Genomic DNA, 20,041 nt, shown 5'->3' on the forward strand with positions numbered 1-20,041 from the left:
CACATCAGGCGGCGATGAACTCGTTCCATTTGCGGACCATGTAACGATCCTCGTCCATGACGGAATTCCAGCATGCAACAGCACCCATGCGGGCTTCGAATGCCCCGCCATCGCGAACTGCCCCCGCCTTCTCCATGACCTTGCCATCGGGAGCAACGATGTCGCCCGCAGCCGGCTTGCCTTCCATCCAATACCCCCATTCATCCGCTGTCATGAAGTTCTTCGCGGTTTCAGGCGCTGCGGAATAATAGCCCTGCCGATTGAGATAGGCGCCCACCCAGCCGGAGAGATACCAGTTGATATATTCATAGGCGACATCAAGCTCGATGCCGCTCAGGTGCTTGGCGAGACCGAGCCCACCGCCCCAGGCGCGATAGCCCTCTTTCAGCGGCTGATACTTGCAGGCAATACCCTTGGAGCGGACGGCAGCGACGGCCGGCGACCACATGGACTGGATGACCACCTCACCGGAAGCCATGAGATTCACGCTCTCGTCGAATGTCTTCCAGAAGGAGCGGAACTGGCCGTCGGTCTTTGCCTTGATGAGGAAGGCAACCGTCTGGTCGATTTCCGCTTTCGTCATATTGCCCTTGTCGCCATACTTGATGGTACCCATGGATTCGCAGATCATGGCAGCGTCCATGATGCCGATGGACGGAATATTGATGATCGACGCCTTGCCCTTGAAGGCAGGGTCCATGATATCCGCCCAGCTGGTGATGTCGCGGCCGACCAGATCCGGCCGGATACCAAGGGTATCGGCATTGTAGATCGTCGGGATCAGAGTCATCCATTTGGTCGGTTCGGAGGCAAATTTCGTTGAGTCCGCGCTTTCGACAAAGCCCACGGTATGGGGCGCTGTTCCCTGCGCGATTTTGCTTTCCGGTGTCAGTTTGCCGGTTACGAAAAGCGGGGCGATCTTGTCGAAATATTTCATCTTCGACACATCCATCGGCTGCATGACACCCGCCGGAAAGACCTTCTTGGCGATCCAATATTCGATATCGGCGATGTCATAGCTGTCCGGCTGCGTGACCGCGCGCTGGGTCACCGCGTCGGAATCGAGCGCCGTCATCTGCAGCGTAAAGCCGAGATCCTCCTTCACCTTGTTGGCAACGTCATTGAGATTGGAAACGCCTGTTCCGAACTGGCGCAGGGTTACATTCTTGATGTTTTGCGCCCAGATGGTCGGAAAGCCGGTAATGGCGCCGGACCCGGCGACCAGACCTGCAGCGGCGGCGCCCGTCTTCAGAAACGCGCGTCTGTTCAATCCTGCCTTGTGTTTGATTGTATCTGTCATGTTCAGTTCCCCTTTTTTGGTTGTTTCATTCAGGAGTTCAGACGCCCGAGAATGATGGCGTCATTGCTGTCCCAGGCGAGCGGGATGGCTTCACCCACGAAAACAGGCTTTTCATCGAAGGCCTGGTCGCTGACGATGACCGTGAAATCATCGATGCCGGCACCGGCTACCGAGAGCTTTATCGACGCGCCGCGGTATTCGATGTTGGAAACCACGCCGGTAAACCCGAAACCCGCCGCCGACGCGCCGCTGATACGGACGCGATCGGTGCGGATGGCGATATCGATGGCCGCTCCGGCCTCGGCATGACCTGCGGCAGCGAGCGAAATACCGCCCGGAATATCAAAATGGACAAAGCCCTTCGAACTGTTCGCAACCCGTCCGGAAACCACATTGTGATCGCCCATGAAGCGCGCCACAAAAGCTGTCGCGGGCCGCTCGAACACGGTTCGCGGATGCGCCGCCTGCTCGATCCTGCCATCGTTCATCACAACGATGAGATCCGCCAGCGCCATCGCTTCCTCTTGGCTGTGCGTGACATGGACGAAGGTTATGCCCAGGCTGGTCTGCAGTTTTTTGAGCTCAGCGCGCATGCGTATCTTGAGAAACGGATCGAGAGCGGAAAGCGGTTCGTCAAGCAGGAGCGCTTCCGGGTCAGTGATCAGGGCGCGTGCAAGTGCGACCCGCTGCTGCTGCCCGCCGGAGAGTTGTGCCGGCCGGCGGGTCGCATAGGCGTCCATCTGCATCAGTTTGAGCATGGCCATTGCCTTGGCGCGCCGCTCTTCCTTGCCGACGCCCTTCATCTTCAGGCTGAAGGCGACGTTGTCGATGAGATCGAGATGCGGAAACAGGGCATAGGACTGAAACATCATCGCCGTGCCGCGCTTGGCCGGAGGAAAGTCCGTCACCACAGTGTTGCCCAGTCGGATATCACCGCTTGAAATCACTTCGTGGCCCGCAATCATCCGCAATGTCGACGTCTTGCCGCAGCCGGATGGACCCAGAAGACAGCAATAGGTCCCGGCAGGAATCTTCAGGCTGATCGTGTCCACGGCCGTTGCGGTACCGTAGACTTTCGAAACCGAGACGATGTCAATTTCAGCGGCTTTGCTCATGCAGCGTTCCCTTTTCTGCCCACTGGAGCTCTGCATATACCGTGCCAATTCCGAGACTTTCTCCTAAGCCTCTGGAATCCTTGCGCCAATTTTCGCAGGATCAGTTTCCCAGCGCATGCCGCAATGCTGCAATGCACAATTTATATTCAATGTTTTCAATCCTCGGTGAAATTGTATGCAATTTATATTTCCACAGCGTGCAATCTTGGGTGCTGGTCTTAGCTGGAAATCGCGCTAAAAAGAGACTTGGAAGGCAGGAACCGATGAAGCCAGCAACTGAGACAGTCCCGTTACGCGATGATGCGCAAGATGACCGTTCGCAACTCATTCGTGAGGCGCTCTACAATGCTATCGTCGAGCGAAGGCTGGCCCCGGGGACAAAGCTGATCGAGACCGAGGTGGGCGAGCTGTTCGACGTCAGCCGCACGGTCGTGCGTGCCGCATTGCAGATGCTGGCATTTGAGGGACTGGTCAAGATCGAGCGCAATCGGGGCGCGTTCATCGCCTATCCCTCACCAGACGAAGCCCGGCAAATCTTTGAATCCCGCCGGGTCATCGAGCCGGAGATTGCCATGCGTGCGACTGAGCGCATGGCAATGGCTGACATCGACATGTTTCGCAGCCATCTGAGAGAAGAAGAACGGTTGCTTGCAGAGCGAGGACCAAATGCGCGGCGCGCGGCGATCAAGGCTTCGGGCGATTTTCACCTGATGCTCGCTGCGGTTGCCGGAAATCAGATTCTTGAGCGTTTCATGCGGGAACTGATCGCCCGATCATCCCTCGTCATCGCATTATACGGACAATCCGGAGCTTCAAGCTGCGCCAGATCGGAACATGCGGATATTCTCGGCGCACTTATCGCACGGGACGGAAAAAAAGCCGCCAGCACGATCCTCCACCATATCGATCATATCGAAGAAGATCTTGACTACAGGGCTGCTGGCAATGCGCCGCTGCGTCAAGCGTTGCGGTTGTAGGTTTCATCCCAAAAGGGAAGGATTTCATATTCCTTCAGTCCTATGCCTTTTGGTTTCGGTACAGACGCGTTTGATGACGAGCGCAGCCGCAAAACCCAACCCCACCACGCCAAGCACGAGTATGACAGGCATCTGCGCGCCGACAAACCAATAGAAAACGGCGAACAGACCTAACAACGCCAGAAGCGCGACGAGCGCTGAACGCTCCGTACTCACCTTAAATCGGCAACTGCCTATCATGGCCACAATGCCAATCAGGACCGCTCCCATCCCCACGATGAGTGGCAGTGCAGCCATGAACACTGGCTGGGTTGTTCCGTCCATGCGTATTCCCGTTTCTTGAATTTCTGCTTACTGACACCACAGTCATAATCACCTTTCATTGCAACGAAATTACGGTTGCGTCCCGGCACGCAATCTATCGTTGAAGAGCGCCGGAAAAGGGCACAATTCAGCGCAATCTCCTGCCAGTCATTCTGCTGGCTGGCCGGAATCGGTAGAGGAAGGCGCAAATTCGACACGGAAGCAGGCGCCAAGCGGTCTCTGCACAATGGTAATATTCCCGCCATGCAGTTCCATGATTTCCTGGACCAGCTTGAGACCGAGGCCGGAGCCTTTGGTGCCCTGATGCCGTTTGAAAAACGGCTCGAACACGCGCTCGCGAAGTTCAGCGGGAACGCCCTGCCCTTCATCCGCAACCTCGATCCAGTTTTGCCCGACAATCACCGCGATGGTGCCTGTTCGGCCGCCGTGATCGATGGCGTTCTGAACGAGATTGGTCATCACTCTTTCCAAGGCAACGGGATCGCCCTGCACGACCGCATGGACGGCGGCGGCTTCAAAACCGACCTCATACCCCGCGGTGAACGCCAAAGGCCCCATATCGAGAACGACGCGCTGCGCGAGCTGGGTGAGATCAACATCGGTGAAATGGCGCACGTCCTGCTTCAGCCGCTGCAGGTCAAGCATTTGTTCCGCCAGAACCGCCAGTCTTGCGGTATCCTCTGTCAGAAGAGATTTTGTCATGCCTTGCGGCAACGATGCGACCCTCGTCTTGAGGATCGCTATGGGCGTGCGCAGTTCGTGGGCGGCATCGGCGAGAAAACGCTCCTGGCGGTCATAGCCTTCGTCCAGACGACCCAGCGCTCCATTGACCGCGCGCACAAAAGGCGTGACTTCCGAGGGCATGCCAGTCGACGTCAATCGAACCCCGCGTTTTTCGATATCGATTGAATCCGCTTGCGCGGCAGCCTGTTCCAATCCCCGCAGTGATCGCCGCACGACGATTGGCGTTGCCACGAACGCACCGAGCGCAATGATCCCGAGTATCGGAACGACAAGTTTCAGCAGGATCAGTGAAATTCCCAGGAACACCATGAAGAACGGCGCAAACGCGGATGACCCTGTCAGTATCTGTACACGGCCAGCGTCGGTCTCGACCCAGCGCATTCGGGCCGTCGGCCTCTCCCGGTCACCGATATTCCAACCGAAGCGGGCCTGGCCAATCCGGTCCAGAGCATTTCCTATGCCGGCATATTCCTCCGGGATATCGCCTTCCGTCAGTTGATGCCCCTGCGCATCCCGAATGATGTACCAAAGGTCCGGCACATCTTTTCGCAACGCCCTTATTGCATCCGTATCCTTCAGTGTCAGACCACCGTGCGGGTCTCTTCCAATGCCCGCTTCGAGAATTTCAACGGTATTTTCCGTCGAACGGAAGTCGAACAACTGCCCGGAACCGAAAAGCACTGCGATGACAAGAATGAGCACAACGGACTGAACCGCCAGCAACCGCCAGAACAATCGCCGCCTGAGGGATTGCGGGGGCTGCTCCGTCATGACTCTTCCCGCAGGAGATAACCCACCCCGCGAATGACATTGATCACAACCCCGGCCTTCGCATCGGCCAGTTTGCGGCGAAGTCTTGAGACGTGGGAATCGAGCGCGTTCGACTGAATCTCATCGTCAAAGCCGAAGACAGCTTCCATCAGCGCGGGCCGCGGGACCATACGGCCGACGCGGCGCACCAGGCTTTCAAGTACCAGCATTTCGCGCCGCGGCATCTCGAGCCGGCAATTGCCGACGAGAACATCGCGATAGGCCATGTCGAAGCTCAATCGCCCGACGGTGATGATTTGCGAGTGCGCCAGCCCCGGACGGCGCAGAACCGCCCGCAACCGGGCCAGAAGCTCGTCGAAGTCGAATGGTTTGGCCATGTAATCATCGGCACCGGTCTCGAGGCCACTGATACGCTCTGGTACCCGCCCCTTGGCCGTCAACACAATAATCGGCAGGGTAAGGCCATTGCTGCGCAATTTTGGAATGAGGCTCAACCCGTCACCATCCGGAAGTTGGCGATCGAGCAGCAGCGCGTCGTAGACTCCGTCATTGAGAATGAGCTCGGCATCAAAGAGACTGCCGACATGGTCCATCACCAGATTGTGGCGCGCAAACGCCGCTCTCAGCGCCGCGACCAGTTGCGGTTCGTCCTCGACCAGCAATATGCGCATCTGCCACTCCGCCCCCGATTCACCCGACTTTATCGCCACGCCCTTGCATGCGGAAGGTGCCACTCATCCACGCACACGGCGAAAGATCAATCCAACGGCCAGTTCACCCAGAAGAATAGCGCCAACAACAGCTATTCCCATCTGCAGCGGATCACGTTCCGATTGACGCAACAGGAAGCCGAGACCGACCAAGGGCGTATTCCAGACAAAGATGCCGAGAATGGTTGCCGGCAGAAAGCCTTGCAATTTCAATCGCAAGACACCAGCTGGCATTGCCAGGAATATCCGGATCGTCGGAATGGTCTGGGCGACGAGCGTAACCCAGAACTGATTTGTCTCGTAGGCGTTGGCCATGGCGCGGTACCGGGTGACCGGCAGGAAAATATAGCGGCCGAAACGGGCGACAAGCGCATCCGTTCGTTCCTTTCCCGCCAACCGGCCAATGCCATACCAGAACAGGGCACCCAACGTGGACCCGCACACGGTGGCGAGCACGAGAACAATCAGTTCCGGGACGCCCGACACATATGTCGCACCGAGAAACACCAGCATGAGATAAGACGGAAGAACCGGGATCAGCTTCTCCGCGAAGGCAAGAGCGACAATGCCAAGCAATCCCATGTCCAGCAGCGATGCATAAAGCGGAGAATCCATCAGCGCGCATTCCCGAGCGAGGGAACCTGATGGCGGGTGATGCGGTAGACTGAAGCCGGCGGGAAATTGCGGAACGTCCAGCCGGTCTTCTCTGCCTTGAGGTCGAGCTTGTGCAGGAGCAAGGATGATACCGGGCATTTGGGGCCGTAGGTAAACTGGTAAAATCCACCGTCACGGCGCAACCGGGAAAAACATCCTGCAAGGATCGCCAGGACGATGGCGGGTTTCATCGACAGAAGCGGCAATCCACTGATGACATTGCCGAAAACCGCGCCTTCAAAGAGACCGCGCTCCCCGATATGCCGCGCATCCATCTGGTAGAGTTTGGTATCGGGAAATCTGACCTTGAGGAGAGGCACGAACTCCGGCCCATACTCAATCAGCGTGATGTCGCGCTCTGCAATGCCGCGTTTCAGCAGGGCCGATGTGAACACGCCCGTCCCGGGGCCAAGCTCCAGAACAGGGCCGTGACACGGCGATATGTGCTCGGTCATCAAAGCCGACAGACTGTTGCTGGATGGTGTTACCGATGCGACGCGTAGGGGTGCGCGCAGCCAGGCACTGAAGAACCGAAGAATATCTGTTTGAGCCATTCAAAATCTCACATGAGGAACGTTGCGGGTTCCACCATGTGCGAGCGCAAACATTGTGACAGTCTGGCATGCCCGGCAAGAATTTACACGTTTGGCTTGGCGATTCCGGCAGGCCCTGCCGCTGGTTAAATGGCAGCGCCGCCAAGCGAAGAACGCCAATATGCAACACGCTCCTTGAGACGGGCTTGACGGACATAGGCCAGTTTCTCGTCCTCCATTCGCTCGAGTTCCTCGAACACGAAATCGTCCGATGTCCCATGGTTCCAGGCCTGCTGCAGGTCCCGGCACGGATGATTGCCAAGACGAAGCGTAAACCACAGGCGGTTCTGGATCGTATCAAGGTTGGTGCTTTGGCCAATCCAGATTTTGCCCGACGCGAGGCAGCGGACGGCATAAATGCCGATGATCGCTTTTCTTTCCTTATAGGCCGCGATCGCCGCCTTTTTGTCCTCGGTCTTCATCCGTCGTTCCGTTCACAAGAGTTTTCAAGTCAAAGCCCCATAGCAGTCAATCCGAATTTCGTCAATTTATTACCCGGATGATATTGACTTTTCATTTTATAACCCGGATATAAATCAAATATCAATCGAGTACCTGTCATGACCGACCATCTTTCCCGACCTTGCACCGCTTTCGACGGCACACACCTTCTCTTGTCCGGCCCCCTGGTCGAAGTGGCCTTGGCCGTAAAGAATACTTCCGAAGAAAGCGACACTTCCGGACCTCTCCTCGTCTTTGACGACATGACTGGCCGCGTCGTGGATCTCGATCTGCGCGGTACAAAGACCGACATCATTGCACGGTTGTTGCAGTCGTCGAAGGATGATGACGGTTGGCAAAATGCAAGCCAAGCGTCACGGGAACCCGAGGACGGCCTGCCCGCACCTGCACCGCGTGGGCGAGGACGGCCAAAACTCGGCGTCATTGCCCGGGAAGTCACACTTCTGCCGCGGCATTGGGAGTGGCTTGCCGAGCAAAGCGGGGGTGCATCCGTTGCGCTCAGGCGGTTGATCGACGAAGCCAGAAAGGCGGGCGGCAGTGAAACCAAAACCCGTGCCGCCCAGGAAGCGGCCTACCACTTCGCATTGGCGATGGCGGGCAATATGCCCGGTTTTGAAGACGCAATCCGGGCTTTGTTTGCCGGCAATCAGACCGCTTTTGTCGAACGGGTCAGCGAATGGCCAACCGACGTGCGCCAGTACGCGATAAAGCTGGCATACGGCAGACAGTAAGCACCACTTTCCGGGCGGGAAGGCGCACTTCGACAAAATATACGACTATCCAACCCATCAGAACTGGAGCGAAATGCCGCTCCCGAAGGGCAGGCTTGTGCCTGACACTTGACATGACCCAACAGAGTATCGCGCCAAGAGCTACACGGCCCCTATGGCGCACATTCATTGCCATCCTCCTGCCGATGATGCTGACCAATGTATTGCAGGCGGCATCAGGCACGATTGACGGAATCTTTCTGGGCCAATTTCTCGGCGTCAAAGCGATTGCAGCTGCATCGGCATTCTTTCCGATCGTCCTGTTGTTGTTCTCAATCGTTATCGGCCTGAGCAGTGGTGCGACAGTTCTCATCGGTCAAGCCTGGGGTAGCGGCGACCGCGGGAAGGTCCGGACTGTGGCGGGCACAGCTTTGGGAATGATGATCCTTGCGGGTTTCATCGTCAGCATAGTCGGAAGCTTGTTTGCGCAAAAAATCATATCGATGCTTGGGACACCCGCAGACATCCAAGCCGATGCCACGATTTATGCGCGCACAATGCTGGCAGGGATACCGATCATCTTTACACTTTGGCTGACAACGTCGATGAGCCGTGGCGTATCCGACGCAGTGACACCGTTACTAGCTCTCTCAATCGCTACAGTCGCTTCTCTTGTCTGCACCCCCGCATTCATTCGTGGCTGGTTTGGCATACCGTCCCTTGGTGTAGCCAGCGCACCCATCTCAGCTTTTGTCGGCGCCATCATTGCGATGCTGTGGCTTGCTGGGCATTGGCGACGCAAAAATCACCCTCTTGCGCCGGATTTCCGAAAGCTTTTCCAGATGCGGATCAATCTCCATCTTGCCAAAGCCATCTTGCGCATAGGTCTTCCAATGGCTGTGCTGATGCTGACGATGGCGGTAGCTGAGATGGTCCTGCTTGGATTGGTAAACCGGCATGGCGCCAATGCAACAGCAGCCTACGGGGCAATCAATCAGGTGATGCACTGGGTACAGCTTCCAGTAATGTCGCTTGGCATCACAACGTCGATTTTGACCGCCCACGCCATCGGTGCAGGCCGGGCAGACAGGATCGGCAAAATCCTGCACACCGGCCTATGGCTGAATGTCGTCACAACGGGTGGCTTCGTCATCTTCGCTTATGCGTTTGCCAACCCGATTGTCGGCTTGTTCATAACCGATAGTGAGGTCGCCGCTACAGCAATACAGCTTCTGCATATTGTGCTCTGGAGTCTTTTGGCGGCCGGAGCGTCCAGTGTCCTGACCGGCGTGATGCGCGGCAGCGGTACTGTGCTCAATCCGGCTGGCCTGTCAATTCTCGCCATCCTGGCAGTGGAAATACCGCTGGCCTACTTCATGAATGCCAAGATCGGGCTGACTGGAATATGGATTGCCTATGCCACGACCTTCGTCACAACACTGCTCTTTCAGATGCTGTACTTTCGTTTTTCATGGCAACCTCACCACATCACACGCCTGGTCTGAATGACCAGGGTCAATCGTGCGGCGCACGCGCTGCGCGTTGCAGGATTTCGACCACCATCTCGGAAGCCTTTTCGAGCGAACGCACCGGCAGAAATTCGTAGATCGAATGAAAATTATGGGCGCCGCAAAACAGATTGGGGCAAGGCAGCCCCTTTTCCGACAGCACCGCGCCGTCATAGCCGCCACGCATGGGGATCGACTTCGGCGATACGCCAATCGCCCGCATCGCCTCCAGCGCCAGCTGTACCGGATAATGATTGGGACCCTGCAAACTATCGGCAACGTTGCGATACATTGGCTGATATGCTGCCGTTACAGTCTGGGCACCGTGGAGTTGATTAAAACTCTCCACGACGGTCTCGACAAAGCGGCGCCGATGGTCGAACCCGGCTTGGGTAAAGTCACGGATGTCGAGAACGATCCGCGTCTCGGCAACCGTGCCATGAATGGATTTGACCCAGTAGTAGCCTTCGCGGTTTTCCGTATATTCCGGTCTTTCACCTGCCGGCAGCATGGCGATGAATTGCTGGGCAAAGAGCACGGCATTGCGCAGCTTGCCCTTGGCCGACATCGGGTGCGCGGTCTGCCCGTGGAAGGTGATGTGGAACTCACCCGCATTCCAGTTCTCGTGCACGATCTCGCCAATCTCACAGCAATCCAGCGTGTAGGCGAAATCGGCATTGAGGGTTTTGACATCCAGCGCCTTGGCTCCCAGAAGGCCAATTTCCTCATCCGGGACAAACACGACCTTCACCTCGCCATGTTCAATCCCGGGATTCGACTGAAGCGTCTGCATCGCATGCATGATCTCGGCTATGGCTGACTTGTTATCCGCGCCGAGCAAGCTTGTTCCATCGGTAACGATGATCCGGTCACCGGCATAACGCGCCAGCTCGGGAAAATCGCCCGGGCGCATAACGACCTGAAGCTGTTCATTCAAGACGATATCGCCGCCTTCATACTGCACGATCTGGGCTTTGGTATCCGTATTGTACTCGCTGCTGGTGTCGAGATGGGCGACCCACGCCACGGTTGGAATCGTGCGATTCTTGTCGGTTGCATTGCTCGGCAGTGTCCCCACCACGATCGAATGCTCCCGTTCCTCGACATCCAGCCCCAGGTCACGCAACTCTCCGGCCAGCAAGCGCGCCAATACTGATTGACCGGCACTCGAAGGCAAATGACCTGCGCCGGGGACCGTCGTGGTATTGATGCGTGTGTAGTTGAGAAATCGTTCAACAATGTCCATTGCGTTCTCTGCCTCTGATCAAAGATGCTGGTTTCGATGATTCCACTTTTCAGGACAAGCGTTTAGGTGACATATTTGTATTGCATTGCCCTGAGCCCTCGCCGATAAATTCCGATCCCATCCATGTGATACGTTGATTCCCAGAAAAGACAGGACGACATGAAACTTCCCGAGAAAATTCTTTCAGCGACTATCCTTGCCCTCGGATTGAGCGGAACAACTATGGCTGTCGCTTCCGCAAAGACATTGATTTATTGCTCGGAAGCCGCACCAGACGGCTTTGACGCTGCGAGCACCACATCGGGTGCGACATATGACGCCTCCGCACGCAATGTTTCCAATGGCCTCATCAAGATCAAACGCGGTTCGACCGAACTGGAGCCGGGCCTCGCCGAAAGCTGGGATATTTCCGCCGACGGGAAAGAATATACGTTTCACCTGCGCAAGGGCGTGAAATTCCAGACAACGAGCTACTTTACCCCGACGCGCGATTTCAATGCGGATGACGTCATCTTTACGTTCGACCGTCAGGGGAACAAGGCCAATCCCTACAATGGTAAGGGAGTCTGGCCGCAATACAATTCCTATTCGTTCCCGAGCCTCATCGGCAAAATCGAAAAAATCGACGAGCATACCGTCAAGTTCGTCCTTACCCGTCCGGAAGCCACGATGCTCGCTTCCCTTTCCCTCACATTCGCAGTCATTCAATCCAAGGAATATGCGGACAAGCTTTTGGCCGAGGGCAAGCAGGACGAATTTGGCCTGTTACCTATTGGAACCGGTCCCTACCAGTTTGTCGATTATCAGCCGGACACAGCCGTTCGCTATACGGCCAATCCCGATTACTGGGGCGGGAAGCAGAAGATCGATAATCTGATCATCGCCGTAACTCCGGATGCCTCTGTCCGCTACCAGAAGCTCAAGGCTGGCGAATGCCATGTCATGGCTTACCCGAACCCGGCCGATCTGGCTGAGATGAAAACCGACCCGGCGATCAACCTCCTGCAAAAGGAAGGCTTAAACATTGCGTTCATGGCCTACAACACGCTGGTCGCACCTTTCAATGATGTGCGCGTGCGCAAGGCCATCAACATGGCCGTCAACAAGCAGGCGATCATCGATGCGGTCTACGGCTCGACCGGCATGGTTGCCGTCAACGCCATTCCGCCGGGTGTCTGGTCATACAATGCAGCCGTCAAGGACGATGCCTATGATCCCGCGCAGTCGCAGAAACTGCTCGCAGAGGCTGGCGTCAAAGATCTTTCGATGAAAATCTGGGCCATGCCGGTTCAGCGTCCTTACATGCCCAACGCGCGCCGGACCGCCGAAATGATGCAGTCTGACCTGGCAAAAGTTGGCATCAAGGCTGAAATCGTTTCCTATGACTGGACCGAGTACCTGAAGCGGTCACTGGAAAAAGACCGGGACGGCGCAGTCATTCTCGGATGGACGGGCGGCATTGCCGATCCGGACAATTTTCTGGCGGCCCTTCTGGGCTGCCAGGCTATTGGCAGCGGCAATCGCGCCAACTGGTGCAACGAAGACTTTGAAAAACTGATCCAGGCAGCCAAACTGACCACGGACCAGGCTGAAAGAACAAAGCTGTATGAACAGGCTCAGGTCGTGTTCAAGGAGCAGGCACCATGGCTGACGATTGCCCATCAGATCGTCCAGCAACCGATTAGTGCCAAGGTGAAGGATTTCCGCGTTGATCCATTCGGCGGCAATCTGTTTGAAGATGTCGACATCGACGAATAAGATCGTTAAGCGACGGGGCCGGGACAATGCCCGGCCCCTGCGCAATTCTTTACAGTATCCGAGCGTTGTTGATGCCGGTGCTGATGTGGCCAATACTGCGGCTCGTCAACATCATTGAAATACGTCTAGAGATAAGTTACCTTATTACGATGCCGGGCTTTCACAATCGGGAAGCACCTAATATCGGCAGGCAATATTATTTAGGCTGGTGACGGTTTTATGCTCTGAAAAACGCATGAACCGTATTTTCGTTCTGGGCTTCTGAGATAACCAGAAATCCGCACGCAATATATTTCATACATAAACAAATTTATAAGTTGCAGAGACATGCAGAAAGACCTGAAGCCTTCCCTGATAATTGCGGTATCCATCTGGTGCATTGCCCTGCTGGTGTATGTTTCCGTGTCGGCCGTCACGATTTTTCGGGACAAGTCGGACATGTTCGCGGCAAAGGCCAATGAGATCACAACCAGTGTTGATCGCCGCATTGCCCAGAATTTTGCTTTCGTCAAATCCCTGGAGGGTTTTTCAACCGTATCCGGTGTTGAATCCATGAAGGTATTCAGCTCGCTGGTTCAGCATATAATGGACGCTTGCCCTCGCATACACCTGATCCATTTGTACGAGCTCCCCAAAGGCGATCACCCCTCTCACGCTACCCTCATGGCCAGTTTTCCCTCGACCACTGACGTTGCGGCAATACCTGCAGTGCTCCCAACCGTCATTAACCAGCCCCGTGGTATGATCCGCGGATTCGCTGATCCACGCTTTCCCGGGCGTTATTTCACAACAGCGCATGTTGAAAATGGCAATGCACATTACGCTATTGTCATGCTTCTGGATGTAGCACAAATGATCAAGCCACTCCTGCTGTCCGGCTCACCGGAGGTCGAGTGGATCATTGGCGGCGTCCCTGCCATCCTACTGAATGACGAACAGGATTCGTTTTTCTCCCCCTGGCTTCGGCTCGAAAAAACAATCGTTTCCAGTCTGCACAAAACCGCGTCGGAGGACCTCACCAACTTCCCCGAAGGGACGGTGTTTCGCATAAGCGAAACTGTTGATCTGAGTGAATTGTTTAATCCGATGGGACTTGCAGCATATTGCTGTCTTTCCGCCGCAGCGGTCGCGGCAGCCTATCATACGCTGCACCAACGCCGGCTCTCCCAGCGCCTGCGGCAATCGGAGGAAGAAGCACTGGGGCGTGCCGCGAGACTGGAAAAGGAGAACCGGCTGGAGCATGCGGCACGCGTCAATGCCATCGGGGAGCTTGCAGCCGGCATTATCCACGAACTAGCGCAACCTCTCACATCACTGCTCAGCCAAAGCCAGGCGAGCCTCAAGGTACTCGAGGAAAAAGCCCCCCGCACCGGCCTCCTGAAACAGGCAATGGATGCCAACGTCCGGGATGCAAGAAGAGCCGGCCGAATACTCGGAAGGATTCGTGATTACATTGCAAATACAGCCGCGGCCCCTGAAATCACGACGCTTAACAGCGCGATCCTGGAGATTGTCGAGATTCTCAATTTGGAGATCAAACAAAGGAACGTTTCGTTGGTGCTTTGTCTTGCAGAGCCTTCGCCCGTTGCAAACATCAATCGGGTAGAGCTTGAACAAGTCGTCCACAATCTGGTCCGCAACTCGATTGAAGCACTCGGCACATCGGAGCAGCCGCAAAAGCGTATAACCATCCACACCATCGCAGATCACACCGTGAATATCATCCAAGTGTCAGACAACGGGCCCGGTTTGAGCCCGGATACACTTGCACAGCTCTTTCAGCCCTTCTTCACAACCAAGAGCAGCGGAATGGGATTGGGTCTCTCGTTGTCCCAAAGAATAGTGCAACGCGTCGGCGGGCTGCTCACCGCTTCGAACAAAGATGGCGCGGTCTTCACGATTACCCTGCCAAAAGCGGAGACTCGTTCAGCAACAGCACCTTGCATACCGCTAGTCGCTTCCGACGCAACCAACGGAATGCAACGGGAACATGACATCAAGCATTTCACCGCCCGCGCCAACAAGCGATATGCCGGATAAAGAACAAAGCGCGTCGATGCCCTACTGAACCCTCATTTTCATCTGCACAAATTCAGCCACGGATGTCGTGCCCAGTTTCTCGGAAATATTGGCCCGGTGCGCATCGACCGTCCGCAATGAGATGTTCAATGACGTTGCAATTTCCTTCGAACCCCATCCCCGGCAGACGAGATTGATGATTTCATTTTCGCGCGGGGTCAATGACGCGAACAACGTTTCGGCCTCTCGCTTTTCCAAAACAATTTCGAGAAGCAATTCAGCTTTCCTGAGCGCTTCAAAAAGCTGCTCCGGATCGACAGGCTTGGCCAGGAAATCAACGACGCGCGATTGAAACGCCGTGCGGCAACTCCTCAGATCTCCATACCCGGTAATAATGATGATAGGCCAGTCAATGCCTTTGCCGATCAGTTCCTTCTGCAATTCCAGCCCGTTCAGCTCCGGCATCTGCAAATCCAGAAGCAGGCATCCGGGTGGCAACAGGCTGACCTCACGAAGAAAGGTCAACGGGCCATCAAAAGCAATGACATTGATCCTGTAGGCCTCGAAGAGCAGACAGAGCCCCTCCCGGACGGCAGCATCATCGTCAACGAGGTAGACTGGATAGCGCATCAAAACGTGACCTTGTCTGGCGGCAGCAGCAATGGGCAAACCGAAACCTTGCCGTCGAGCAGGCGGAGAATACCCCGCCACACGATCACAGACTCACATGACAATGTATCCGTACTTGTACCTATTCAGGTAGCTGCCAGGCGTTCAGATTGAAACAGCCATGGCAACGATGAGGACGGCCAGGGTGAGCGTGAAAACGAGAACCGCCACGTCCGCATCGCTGAGTCTGACCTTTGCCGTCCGAAGCGGTGATATTCCAGACCTTGGCTTGGCCTGACACGCAAGAAGCATGATGGCAATGATAGCCAGAACGTAGGTAAGATCGCGCATTCTATTCAACTATATCTGGTTCATGTCCCTGTTTAAAATAATGAATTCAACATATGAAATCCATTGCAGCACCACACCCAGAATATAAAAATCTCATATAATTTTTAGGCCCCGCATGAAACGCCGATATTCGACTTGAACACTGATCGGCGACATCGGTTCCTTATACTTTTTGATATGAATACTGCAAACGCGCGGTGGAATTCCAGTCGGCAACGACACAGAATATGGCGTATGCTGAGGCCGTCTGGTGCGCACGGGACACAGCGGATGTCACGCTATATCTGTCAGACACGCGCAAAGCGTCCTTGCATCCCCGGCGGTTCGCATTTGTTCGAGCACCCCCGGAACTCTCAGTTTTCGCGTAAAATGCGCCAACACATTCAAGTGTCTGTTTGCTTCAGCGTCCGGCGTGATCAGCATGAGAATGACATCCACCGGCAGATCATCAATGGCATCGAACTCGACGGCCTTCTTCAGCTTTGCCAGGCAGGCTCTTGGCTTATCGATCCCTTCCATCCGTGTATGCGGAATAGCAACGCCCTGTCCGATGCCGGTGGAACCGAGACGCTCGCGCTTTTGCAGCGCAGCCAAGAGAGCCGCCGCCGGCACTCCCGCATCCCTGCTCACAACATCCGCCATGGCATGCAGTGCCTGCGTCTTGGATGACACCTCCAGATCGTACATCACATCATCAAGATTGAGATAATCAGCCAATTTCATTCTCATTTCCAATTGCAAATCCCTGCGTACAAGCACGCGGCAATCCTAGTCAGCTTCTTTCAGACGATACCCCACGCCGGTCTCCGTCACGATGTATCGCGGCTGATCCGGCAGTTGCTCAATTTTCTGCCGGAGTTGTCGGATGTAGACGCGCAGATACTGGACATCCGCAGAGCCACCCCACACCTGTGACAGGAGAAAGCGGTGCGTAAGCACCTTGCCGGCGTGCTGCACCAGAACGCGGAGGATATCGTATTCCTTCGGCGACAGCTTCACTTCACTGCCGTCGACCTTCACAATCCGCTTCACCAGATCGACGGACAGACCGCCGGTTTCGAAAACCGGCAACTCCCCCTGCTGCTGCAGGCGATGCCGCAGGGCAACCCGAATGCGTGCGACCAGCTCATTCATTCCAAACGGCTTGACGACATAATCATCGGCTCCAAGCTCCAGCGCCTCCACTATACCCCGTTCATCGGTACGGCTTGACAGTATGACCACCGGAATATCCGAGCCCTCCTTGCGCCACCGGCGCAGAAGATCGAGACCAGAAACATCGGGAAGACCGAGGTCGAGCAAAATCAGGTCGGGCTGATGGGCTTCCACCTGCTCGGTCGCGCTGGTGGCATTCCCCGCCTCCAGGACATTGTAACCCTGCGTACCAAGGCCGACCCGCAACAGTTTCCGAATGGGTTGCTCATCGTCCACGACAAGGATCCTGACGCTGGAATTTGTCACGGCCTGGCATCCATGCTGGGAACGGTCCGGGAAGCCGGCATTCTGATGGTGAAAACTGCTCCTGACCGATCGGTTCTTTGTTCCGCCGTGATTGTGCCGCCCATTGCCTCAATGAATCCGCGGGAAATGGAAAGCCCCAATCCGGTTCCCGCCTTGACCTGATCACCCTTGCTCACCCTGTAGAAACTGTCGAAGACCCTTTCGAGATCCTCAACGGGAATACCTGGACCTTCGTCCATCACCTGAAGGATGACCGATCCGTCATCCGACCAGGCTTGTATCCGCAGAGCCGAACCATCGGGGGCATATTTCGCGGCATTGTCCAGCAGATTGAAAAGCACCTGCTCAAACAGGACCGGATCAATCCTCAGCATCGGCAAGTCATCCGGTATCGAGATCTCGATCTTATGGGTTCCGATGATCTTCTTTGCCCGGCTCAACGCCGAACCGACGATGTCCCCGGCATAGTGATAGGCAAAATTCGGTTCCATTGCCCCGGACTCAATCCGGGTCATGTCGAGCAGATTGGCAATAAAGCGATTGAGACGCTCGGATTCGTCGATGACTGTCGAGAGAAGATCGGAACGTTCAGCAGCAGCAAGCACGGGAGAGAATTCCTTCAAGGTGCCGGCGGCACCCATAATGGCAGCCAATGGAGTCTTCAGATCATGCGAGATAGACGTCAGCAGGGCTGAGCGGAGACGGTCCGCTTCCGCCGCCAGCTTTGCCTTGTCCACATCAGCCGCCAGTTGTGTTCGCTCAATGCCAACCGCCGCCTGGTCGGCCAGGGCGTCAAGCAGGCGCTGCTGTTCAGGCGTCAGCAAAGGCCCCTTCTTGTCGCTGTCGAGACCGATGACACCAACGGCCATGCGTCCCGTTCGCAAGGGCAGATAGAGCCGTTTTGCGCCCGGCAGGGTATCGGCTCCCCTGCCTGCGGCCCGGTTGTTTTCCCACGCCCACCGCGCTGCCGCAATGTCGGCCTCATCCAATGTGTCGTCGGGCGGATAGCCGGCCTTCACTTCAATAGAACCCTTCTCCGGCAGAAGCAGCACGACCCGTAGTTTCAACATGGATGCGATCTGAAAGGCTGTGGCCCACAGGACATCATCGAGCGTGCTCGTTCCCGCCAGCTTCTTGCTGAACAGATAGAGATCTTCCGTTGTTCTGGCCCGTTGCCGCGCTGCCGCGGCCTGCCGCTGCACCCTGGCCGTCAAATTGCTGGCGATCACCGCAACACCAAAAAAGAAGCCAAGCGCAATCACACTTTCCGGGTCGCTGATGACCAGGGTGTAAAGGGGATCAAGGAAGAAGAAGTTCAGCACAACCGCGCTTAGCACTGACGCAAACAGGGCCGGCCAGAGTCCAACCGTCACTGCCGATGCCAGCACGGCCATCAGGAAGACCAGGGCGATATTGCGCACATCCAGCACGCGCGAGATCAGCAGCCCCACCGCAAGCGCTCCGGCGACATATGCCGTGCTCAGAAGATAGGCCTTGAGCTGGAAACGCCCTTCCGGAATTTCCGGCGCTTTCTGACGGGCCGGTTCGCCGTTCTGCTCGTTTCCGGAAATCACATGCACACTGATATTTCCGGCGTGCCGGATAAGGTCATGCGACACTGACCCTTCGAAGAACTCACGCCAGCGCGGCTTTGTCGGCTTGCCCGTCACAATGTGCGTGACGTTGTTCTCCCGTGCATAGCGGGCAATCTCTTCGGCAGGATCACGTCCGGGCGTTGTGATCGCATCTCCCCCCAATTGGCTTGCCAGCCGCAAGGTGGAGGCAATGCGATCCTTGTCGTCTTCCGAGAGCCGCGTTGATCCGGGCGTTTCCACATAGAGTGCCGTCCACGGCGCACGCAACCGGTCAGCGAGACGCCGGGCATAGCGGACAAGGGAGGTTCCTCCCTGATGATCATCGATGCACACGACGACGCGATCGCCGGCAGCCCAGGGTCCCGATATCGCGTTCGCCTGCATATGCGAGAGAAGCTGGTCGTCGACCCGCTGCGCCGTGCGGCGCAAGGCGAGCTCGCGCAGTGCCGTCAGGTTCCCCGGAGAGAAATAGTTCTCTATCGCCCGTTTGGCGGTGTCGGGAACATATACTTTGCCTTCATGCAGGCGCTTGATCAGATCTGCCGGCGTGAGATCGATGATTTCAACATCGTCCGCCTCGTCGATGACGGAATCAGGCACGGTTTCCCGCACACGCACATGGGTGATCTGGGCCACGACATCATTCAGACTTTCCACATGCTGAATGTTGAGGGTGGAGTAAACATCAATGTCGTGTCTTAAAATCTCCTGGACATCCAGGTAGCGCTTCGGATGGCGTGAACCAGGCGCATTCGTGTGTGCCAGTTCGTCCACGAGGACAAGAGCCGGACGGCGCGCCAGGATCGCGTCAATGTCCATCTCTTCAAGCTGGTGGTCCTTGTAGTTGATGCGGGCTTTGGGGAGGACCTCGAAACCTTTGACAAGGGCTTCCGTTTCCTTGCGCCCATGTGTCTCGACCACACCGATAACGACATCGATGCCCTCGGCAATCGCCGCCCGTCCGGACATCAGCATCTCGTAGGTCTTTCCGACCCCCGGCGCTGCCCCCAAAAAAATCTTCAATCGACCGCGGGTCTCTCGCTCGGCATTTTCCAGCAGCGCCTCGGGCGATGGTCTTCGTTCAGTGTCGCGGCCGTCATCAGGCATGTGTCATGACCCCTTCGAAAATACCGG

The 20,041-nt window shown here is 56.2% G+C and carries 19 protein-coding genes; 5 read left to right on the forward strand and 14 right to left on the reverse strand.

Features of this window, described 5'->3' with window-relative positions:
- Positions 1-4 precede the first annotated feature (4 nt).
- Together J1W56_RS15775 and J1W56_RS15780 are read right to left on the reverse strand one after the other, a co-directional pair.
- Positions 5-1,300 carry an ABC transporter substrate-binding protein gene (locus tag J1W56_RS15775; RefSeq protein WP_223614220.1) on the reverse strand — a complete coding sequence of 432 codons (1,296 nt, stop codon included), beginning with the start codon at positions 1,298-1,300 and terminating at the stop codon, positions 5-7.
- A gap of 29 nt (positions 1,301-1,329) precedes the next feature.
- On the reverse strand, positions 1,330-2,415 hold the full coding sequence (locus J1W56_RS15780) for an ABC transporter ATP-binding protein (RefSeq protein ID WP_223614221.1): 1,086 nt from the start codon (positions 2,413-2,415) through the stop codon (positions 1,330-1,332).
- 263 nt (positions 2,416-2,678) lie between these two features.
- Between J1W56_RS15780 and J1W56_RS15785 the strand changes: the two genes are divergently transcribed.
- On the forward strand, positions 2,679-3,392 hold the full coding sequence (locus J1W56_RS15785) for a GntR family transcriptional regulator (protein ID WP_223614580.1): 714 nt from the start codon (positions 2,679-2,681) through the stop codon (positions 3,390-3,392).
- A 24-nt stretch (positions 3,393-3,416) separates the two neighbouring features.
- Here J1W56_RS15785 and J1W56_RS15790 read toward each other — a convergent pair whose 3' ends face one another.
- From J1W56_RS15790 to J1W56_RS15815, 6 genes are all read right to left on the reverse strand, one after another.
- Positions 3,417-3,716, reverse strand: a complete 300-nt coding sequence (locus J1W56_RS15790; protein WP_223614222.1) for a hypothetical protein — start codon at positions 3,714-3,716, stop codon at positions 3,417-3,419.
- Positions 3,717-3,863: 147 nt separating this feature from the next.
- A complete protein-coding gene (locus J1W56_RS15795; RefSeq protein ID WP_223614223.1) occupies positions 3,864-5,231 on the reverse strand; it encodes a sensor histidine kinase in 1,368 nt (455 codons plus the stop codon).
- Positions 5,228-5,902, reverse strand: coding sequence for a response regulator transcription factor (locus J1W56_RS15800; RefSeq protein WP_223614224.1), 675 nt, complete (start codon positions 5,900-5,902; stop codon positions 5,228-5,230). The genes J1W56_RS15795 and J1W56_RS15800 overlap by 4 nt, the downstream gene beginning before the upstream one ends.
- Positions 5,903-5,965: 63 nt before the next feature.
- A complete protein-coding gene (locus tag J1W56_RS15805; RefSeq protein ID WP_223614225.1) occupies positions 5,966-6,556 on the reverse strand; it encodes a DedA family protein in 591 nt (196 codons plus the stop codon).
- Complete coding sequence (locus J1W56_RS15810) at positions 6,556-7,149, reverse strand: class I SAM-dependent methyltransferase (RefSeq protein ID WP_223614226.1); 594 nt, start codon at positions 7,147-7,149, stop codon at positions 6,556-6,558. Before J1W56_RS15810 ends, J1W56_RS15805 begins: the two co-directional genes overlap by 1 nt.
- 125 nt (positions 7,150-7,274) lie before the next feature.
- Positions 7,275-7,610, reverse strand: coding sequence for a GIY-YIG nuclease family protein (locus J1W56_RS15815; RefSeq protein WP_223614227.1), 336 nt, complete (start codon positions 7,608-7,610; stop codon positions 7,275-7,277).
- 138 nt (positions 7,611-7,748) lie between these two features.
- Between J1W56_RS15815 and J1W56_RS15820 the strand changes: the two genes are divergently transcribed.
- Positions 7,749-8,381 (forward strand): DUF2239 family protein, encoded by a 633-nt coding sequence (locus J1W56_RS15820; RefSeq protein WP_223614228.1) that lies wholly within the window; start codon positions 7,749-7,751, stop codon positions 8,379-8,381.
- 113 nt (positions 8,382-8,494) lie between these two features.
- Positions 8,495-9,865 (forward strand): MATE family efflux transporter, encoded by a 1,371-nt coding sequence (locus J1W56_RS15825; RefSeq protein ID WP_223614229.1) that lies wholly within the window; start codon positions 8,495-8,497, stop codon positions 9,863-9,865.
- A gap of 10 nt (positions 9,866-9,875) precedes the next feature.
- On the opposite strand, the gene pepT is transcribed toward J1W56_RS15825, so the two are convergent.
- Positions 9,876-11,114, reverse strand: a complete 1,239-nt coding sequence (gene pepT / locus J1W56_RS15830) for a peptidase T (RefSeq protein ID WP_223614230.1) — start codon at positions 11,112-11,114, stop codon at positions 9,876-9,878.
- A 159-nt stretch (positions 11,115-11,273) separates the two neighbouring features.
- Between pepT and J1W56_RS15835 the strand changes: the two genes are divergently transcribed.
- On the forward strand, positions 11,274-12,872 hold the full coding sequence (locus J1W56_RS15835; RefSeq protein ID WP_223614231.1) for an ABC transporter substrate-binding protein: 1,599 nt from the start codon (positions 11,274-11,276) through the stop codon (positions 12,870-12,872).
- A 327-nt stretch (positions 12,873-13,199) separates the two neighbouring features.
- On the forward strand, positions 13,200-14,912 hold the full coding sequence (locus J1W56_RS15840) for a sensor histidine kinase (protein ID WP_223614232.1): 1,713 nt from the start codon (positions 13,200-13,202) through the stop codon (positions 14,910-14,912).
- Between the two features lie 21 nt (positions 14,913-14,933).
- Here the strand turns inward: J1W56_RS15840 and J1W56_RS15845 are convergent, their stop codons facing one another.
- From J1W56_RS15845 to J1W56_RS15865, 5 genes are all read right to left on the reverse strand, one after another.
- Positions 14,934-15,560 carry a response regulator transcription factor gene (locus tag J1W56_RS15845; protein WP_223614233.1) on the reverse strand — a complete coding sequence of 209 codons (627 nt, stop codon included), beginning with the start codon at positions 15,558-15,560 and terminating at the stop codon, positions 14,934-14,936.
- A 105-nt stretch (positions 15,561-15,665) separates the two neighbouring features.
- Positions 15,666-15,851: a hypothetical protein gene (locus J1W56_RS15850; RefSeq protein WP_223614234.1), complete on the reverse strand. Its 186-nt coding sequence runs from the start codon at positions 15,849-15,851 to the stop codon at positions 15,666-15,668.
- Positions 15,852-16,124: 273 nt separating this feature from the next.
- A complete protein-coding gene (locus tag J1W56_RS15855; protein ID WP_223614235.1) occupies positions 16,125-16,574 on the reverse strand; it encodes a PTS sugar transporter subunit IIA in 450 nt (149 codons plus the stop codon).
- Between the two features lie 45 nt (positions 16,575-16,619).
- Positions 16,620-17,312, reverse strand: coding sequence for a response regulator transcription factor (locus J1W56_RS15860; protein ID WP_223614236.1), 693 nt, complete (start codon positions 17,310-17,312; stop codon positions 16,620-16,622).
- Positions 17,309-20,014 carry a sensor histidine kinase gene (locus J1W56_RS15865; RefSeq protein WP_223614237.1) on the reverse strand — a complete coding sequence of 902 codons (2,706 nt, stop codon included), beginning with the start codon at positions 20,012-20,014 and terminating at the stop codon, positions 17,309-17,311. Before J1W56_RS15865 ends, J1W56_RS15860 begins: the two co-directional genes overlap by 4 nt.
- Positions 20,015-20,041: the final 27 nt, after the last annotated feature.

The organism is Phyllobacterium calauticae (genome assembly GCF_019991125.1).
Taxonomy (GTDB): domain Bacteria; phylum Pseudomonadota; class Alphaproteobacteria; order Rhizobiales; family Rhizobiaceae; genus Phyllobacterium; species Phyllobacterium calauticae.

Coding starts and splice junctions, on each gene's coding strand:
- J1W56_RS15840 (WP_223614232.1), top strand. CDS start 13,200: ATGCAGAAAGACCTGAAGCCTTCCCTGATAATTGCGGTATCCATCTGG.
- J1W56_RS15790 (WP_223614222.1), bottom strand. CDS start 3,716: ATGGACGGAACAACCCAGCCAGTGTTCATGGCTGCACTGCCACTCATC.
- J1W56_RS15865 (WP_223614237.1), bottom strand. CDS start 20,014: ATGCCTGATGACGGCCGCGACACTGAACGAAGACCATCGCCCGAGGCG.
- J1W56_RS15805 (WP_223614225.1), bottom strand. CDS start 6,556: ATGGATTCTCCGCTTTATGCATCGCTGCTGGACATGGGATTGCTTGGC.
- J1W56_RS15835 (WP_223614231.1), top strand. CDS start 11,274: ATGAAACTTCCCGAGAAAATTCTTTCAGCGACTATCCTTGCCCTCGGA.
- J1W56_RS15810 (WP_223614226.1), bottom strand. CDS start 7,149: ATGGCTCAAACAGATATTCTTCGGTTCTTCAGTGCCTGGCTGCGCGCA.
- J1W56_RS15785 (WP_223614580.1), top strand. CDS start 2,679: ATGAAGCCAGCAACTGAGACAGTCCCGTTACGCGATGATGCGCAAGAT.
- J1W56_RS15775 (WP_223614220.1), bottom strand. CDS start 1,300: ATGACAGATACAATCAAACACAAGGCAGGATTGAACAGACGCGCGTTT.
- pepT (WP_223614230.1), bottom strand. CDS start 11,114: ATGGACATTGTTGAACGATTTCTCAACTACACACGCATCAATACCACG.
- J1W56_RS15820 (WP_223614228.1), top strand. CDS start 7,749: ATGACCGACCATCTTTCCCGACCTTGCACCGCTTTCGACGGCACACAC.
- J1W56_RS15795 (WP_223614223.1), bottom strand. CDS start 5,231: ATGACGGAGCAGCCCCCGCAATCCCTCAGGCGGCGATTGTTCTGGCGG.
- J1W56_RS15780 (WP_223614221.1), bottom strand. CDS start 2,415: ATGAGCAAAGCCGCTGAAATTGACATCGTCTCGGTTTCGAAAGTCTAC.
- J1W56_RS15800 (WP_223614224.1), bottom strand. CDS start 5,902: ATGCGCATATTGCTGGTCGAGGACGAACCGCAACTGGTCGCGGCGCTG.
- J1W56_RS15825 (WP_223614229.1), top strand. CDS start 8,495: ATGACCCAACAGAGTATCGCGCCAAGAGCTACACGGCCCCTATGGCGC.
- J1W56_RS15850 (WP_223614234.1), bottom strand. CDS start 15,851: ATGCGCGATCTTACCTACGTTCTGGCTATCATTGCCATCATGCTTCTT.
- J1W56_RS15815 (WP_223614227.1), bottom strand. CDS start 7,610: ATGAAGACCGAGGACAAAAAGGCGGCGATCGCGGCCTATAAGGAAAGA.
- J1W56_RS15855 (WP_223614235.1), bottom strand. CDS start 16,574: ATGAAATTGGCTGATTATCTCAATCTTGATGATGTGATGTACGATCTG.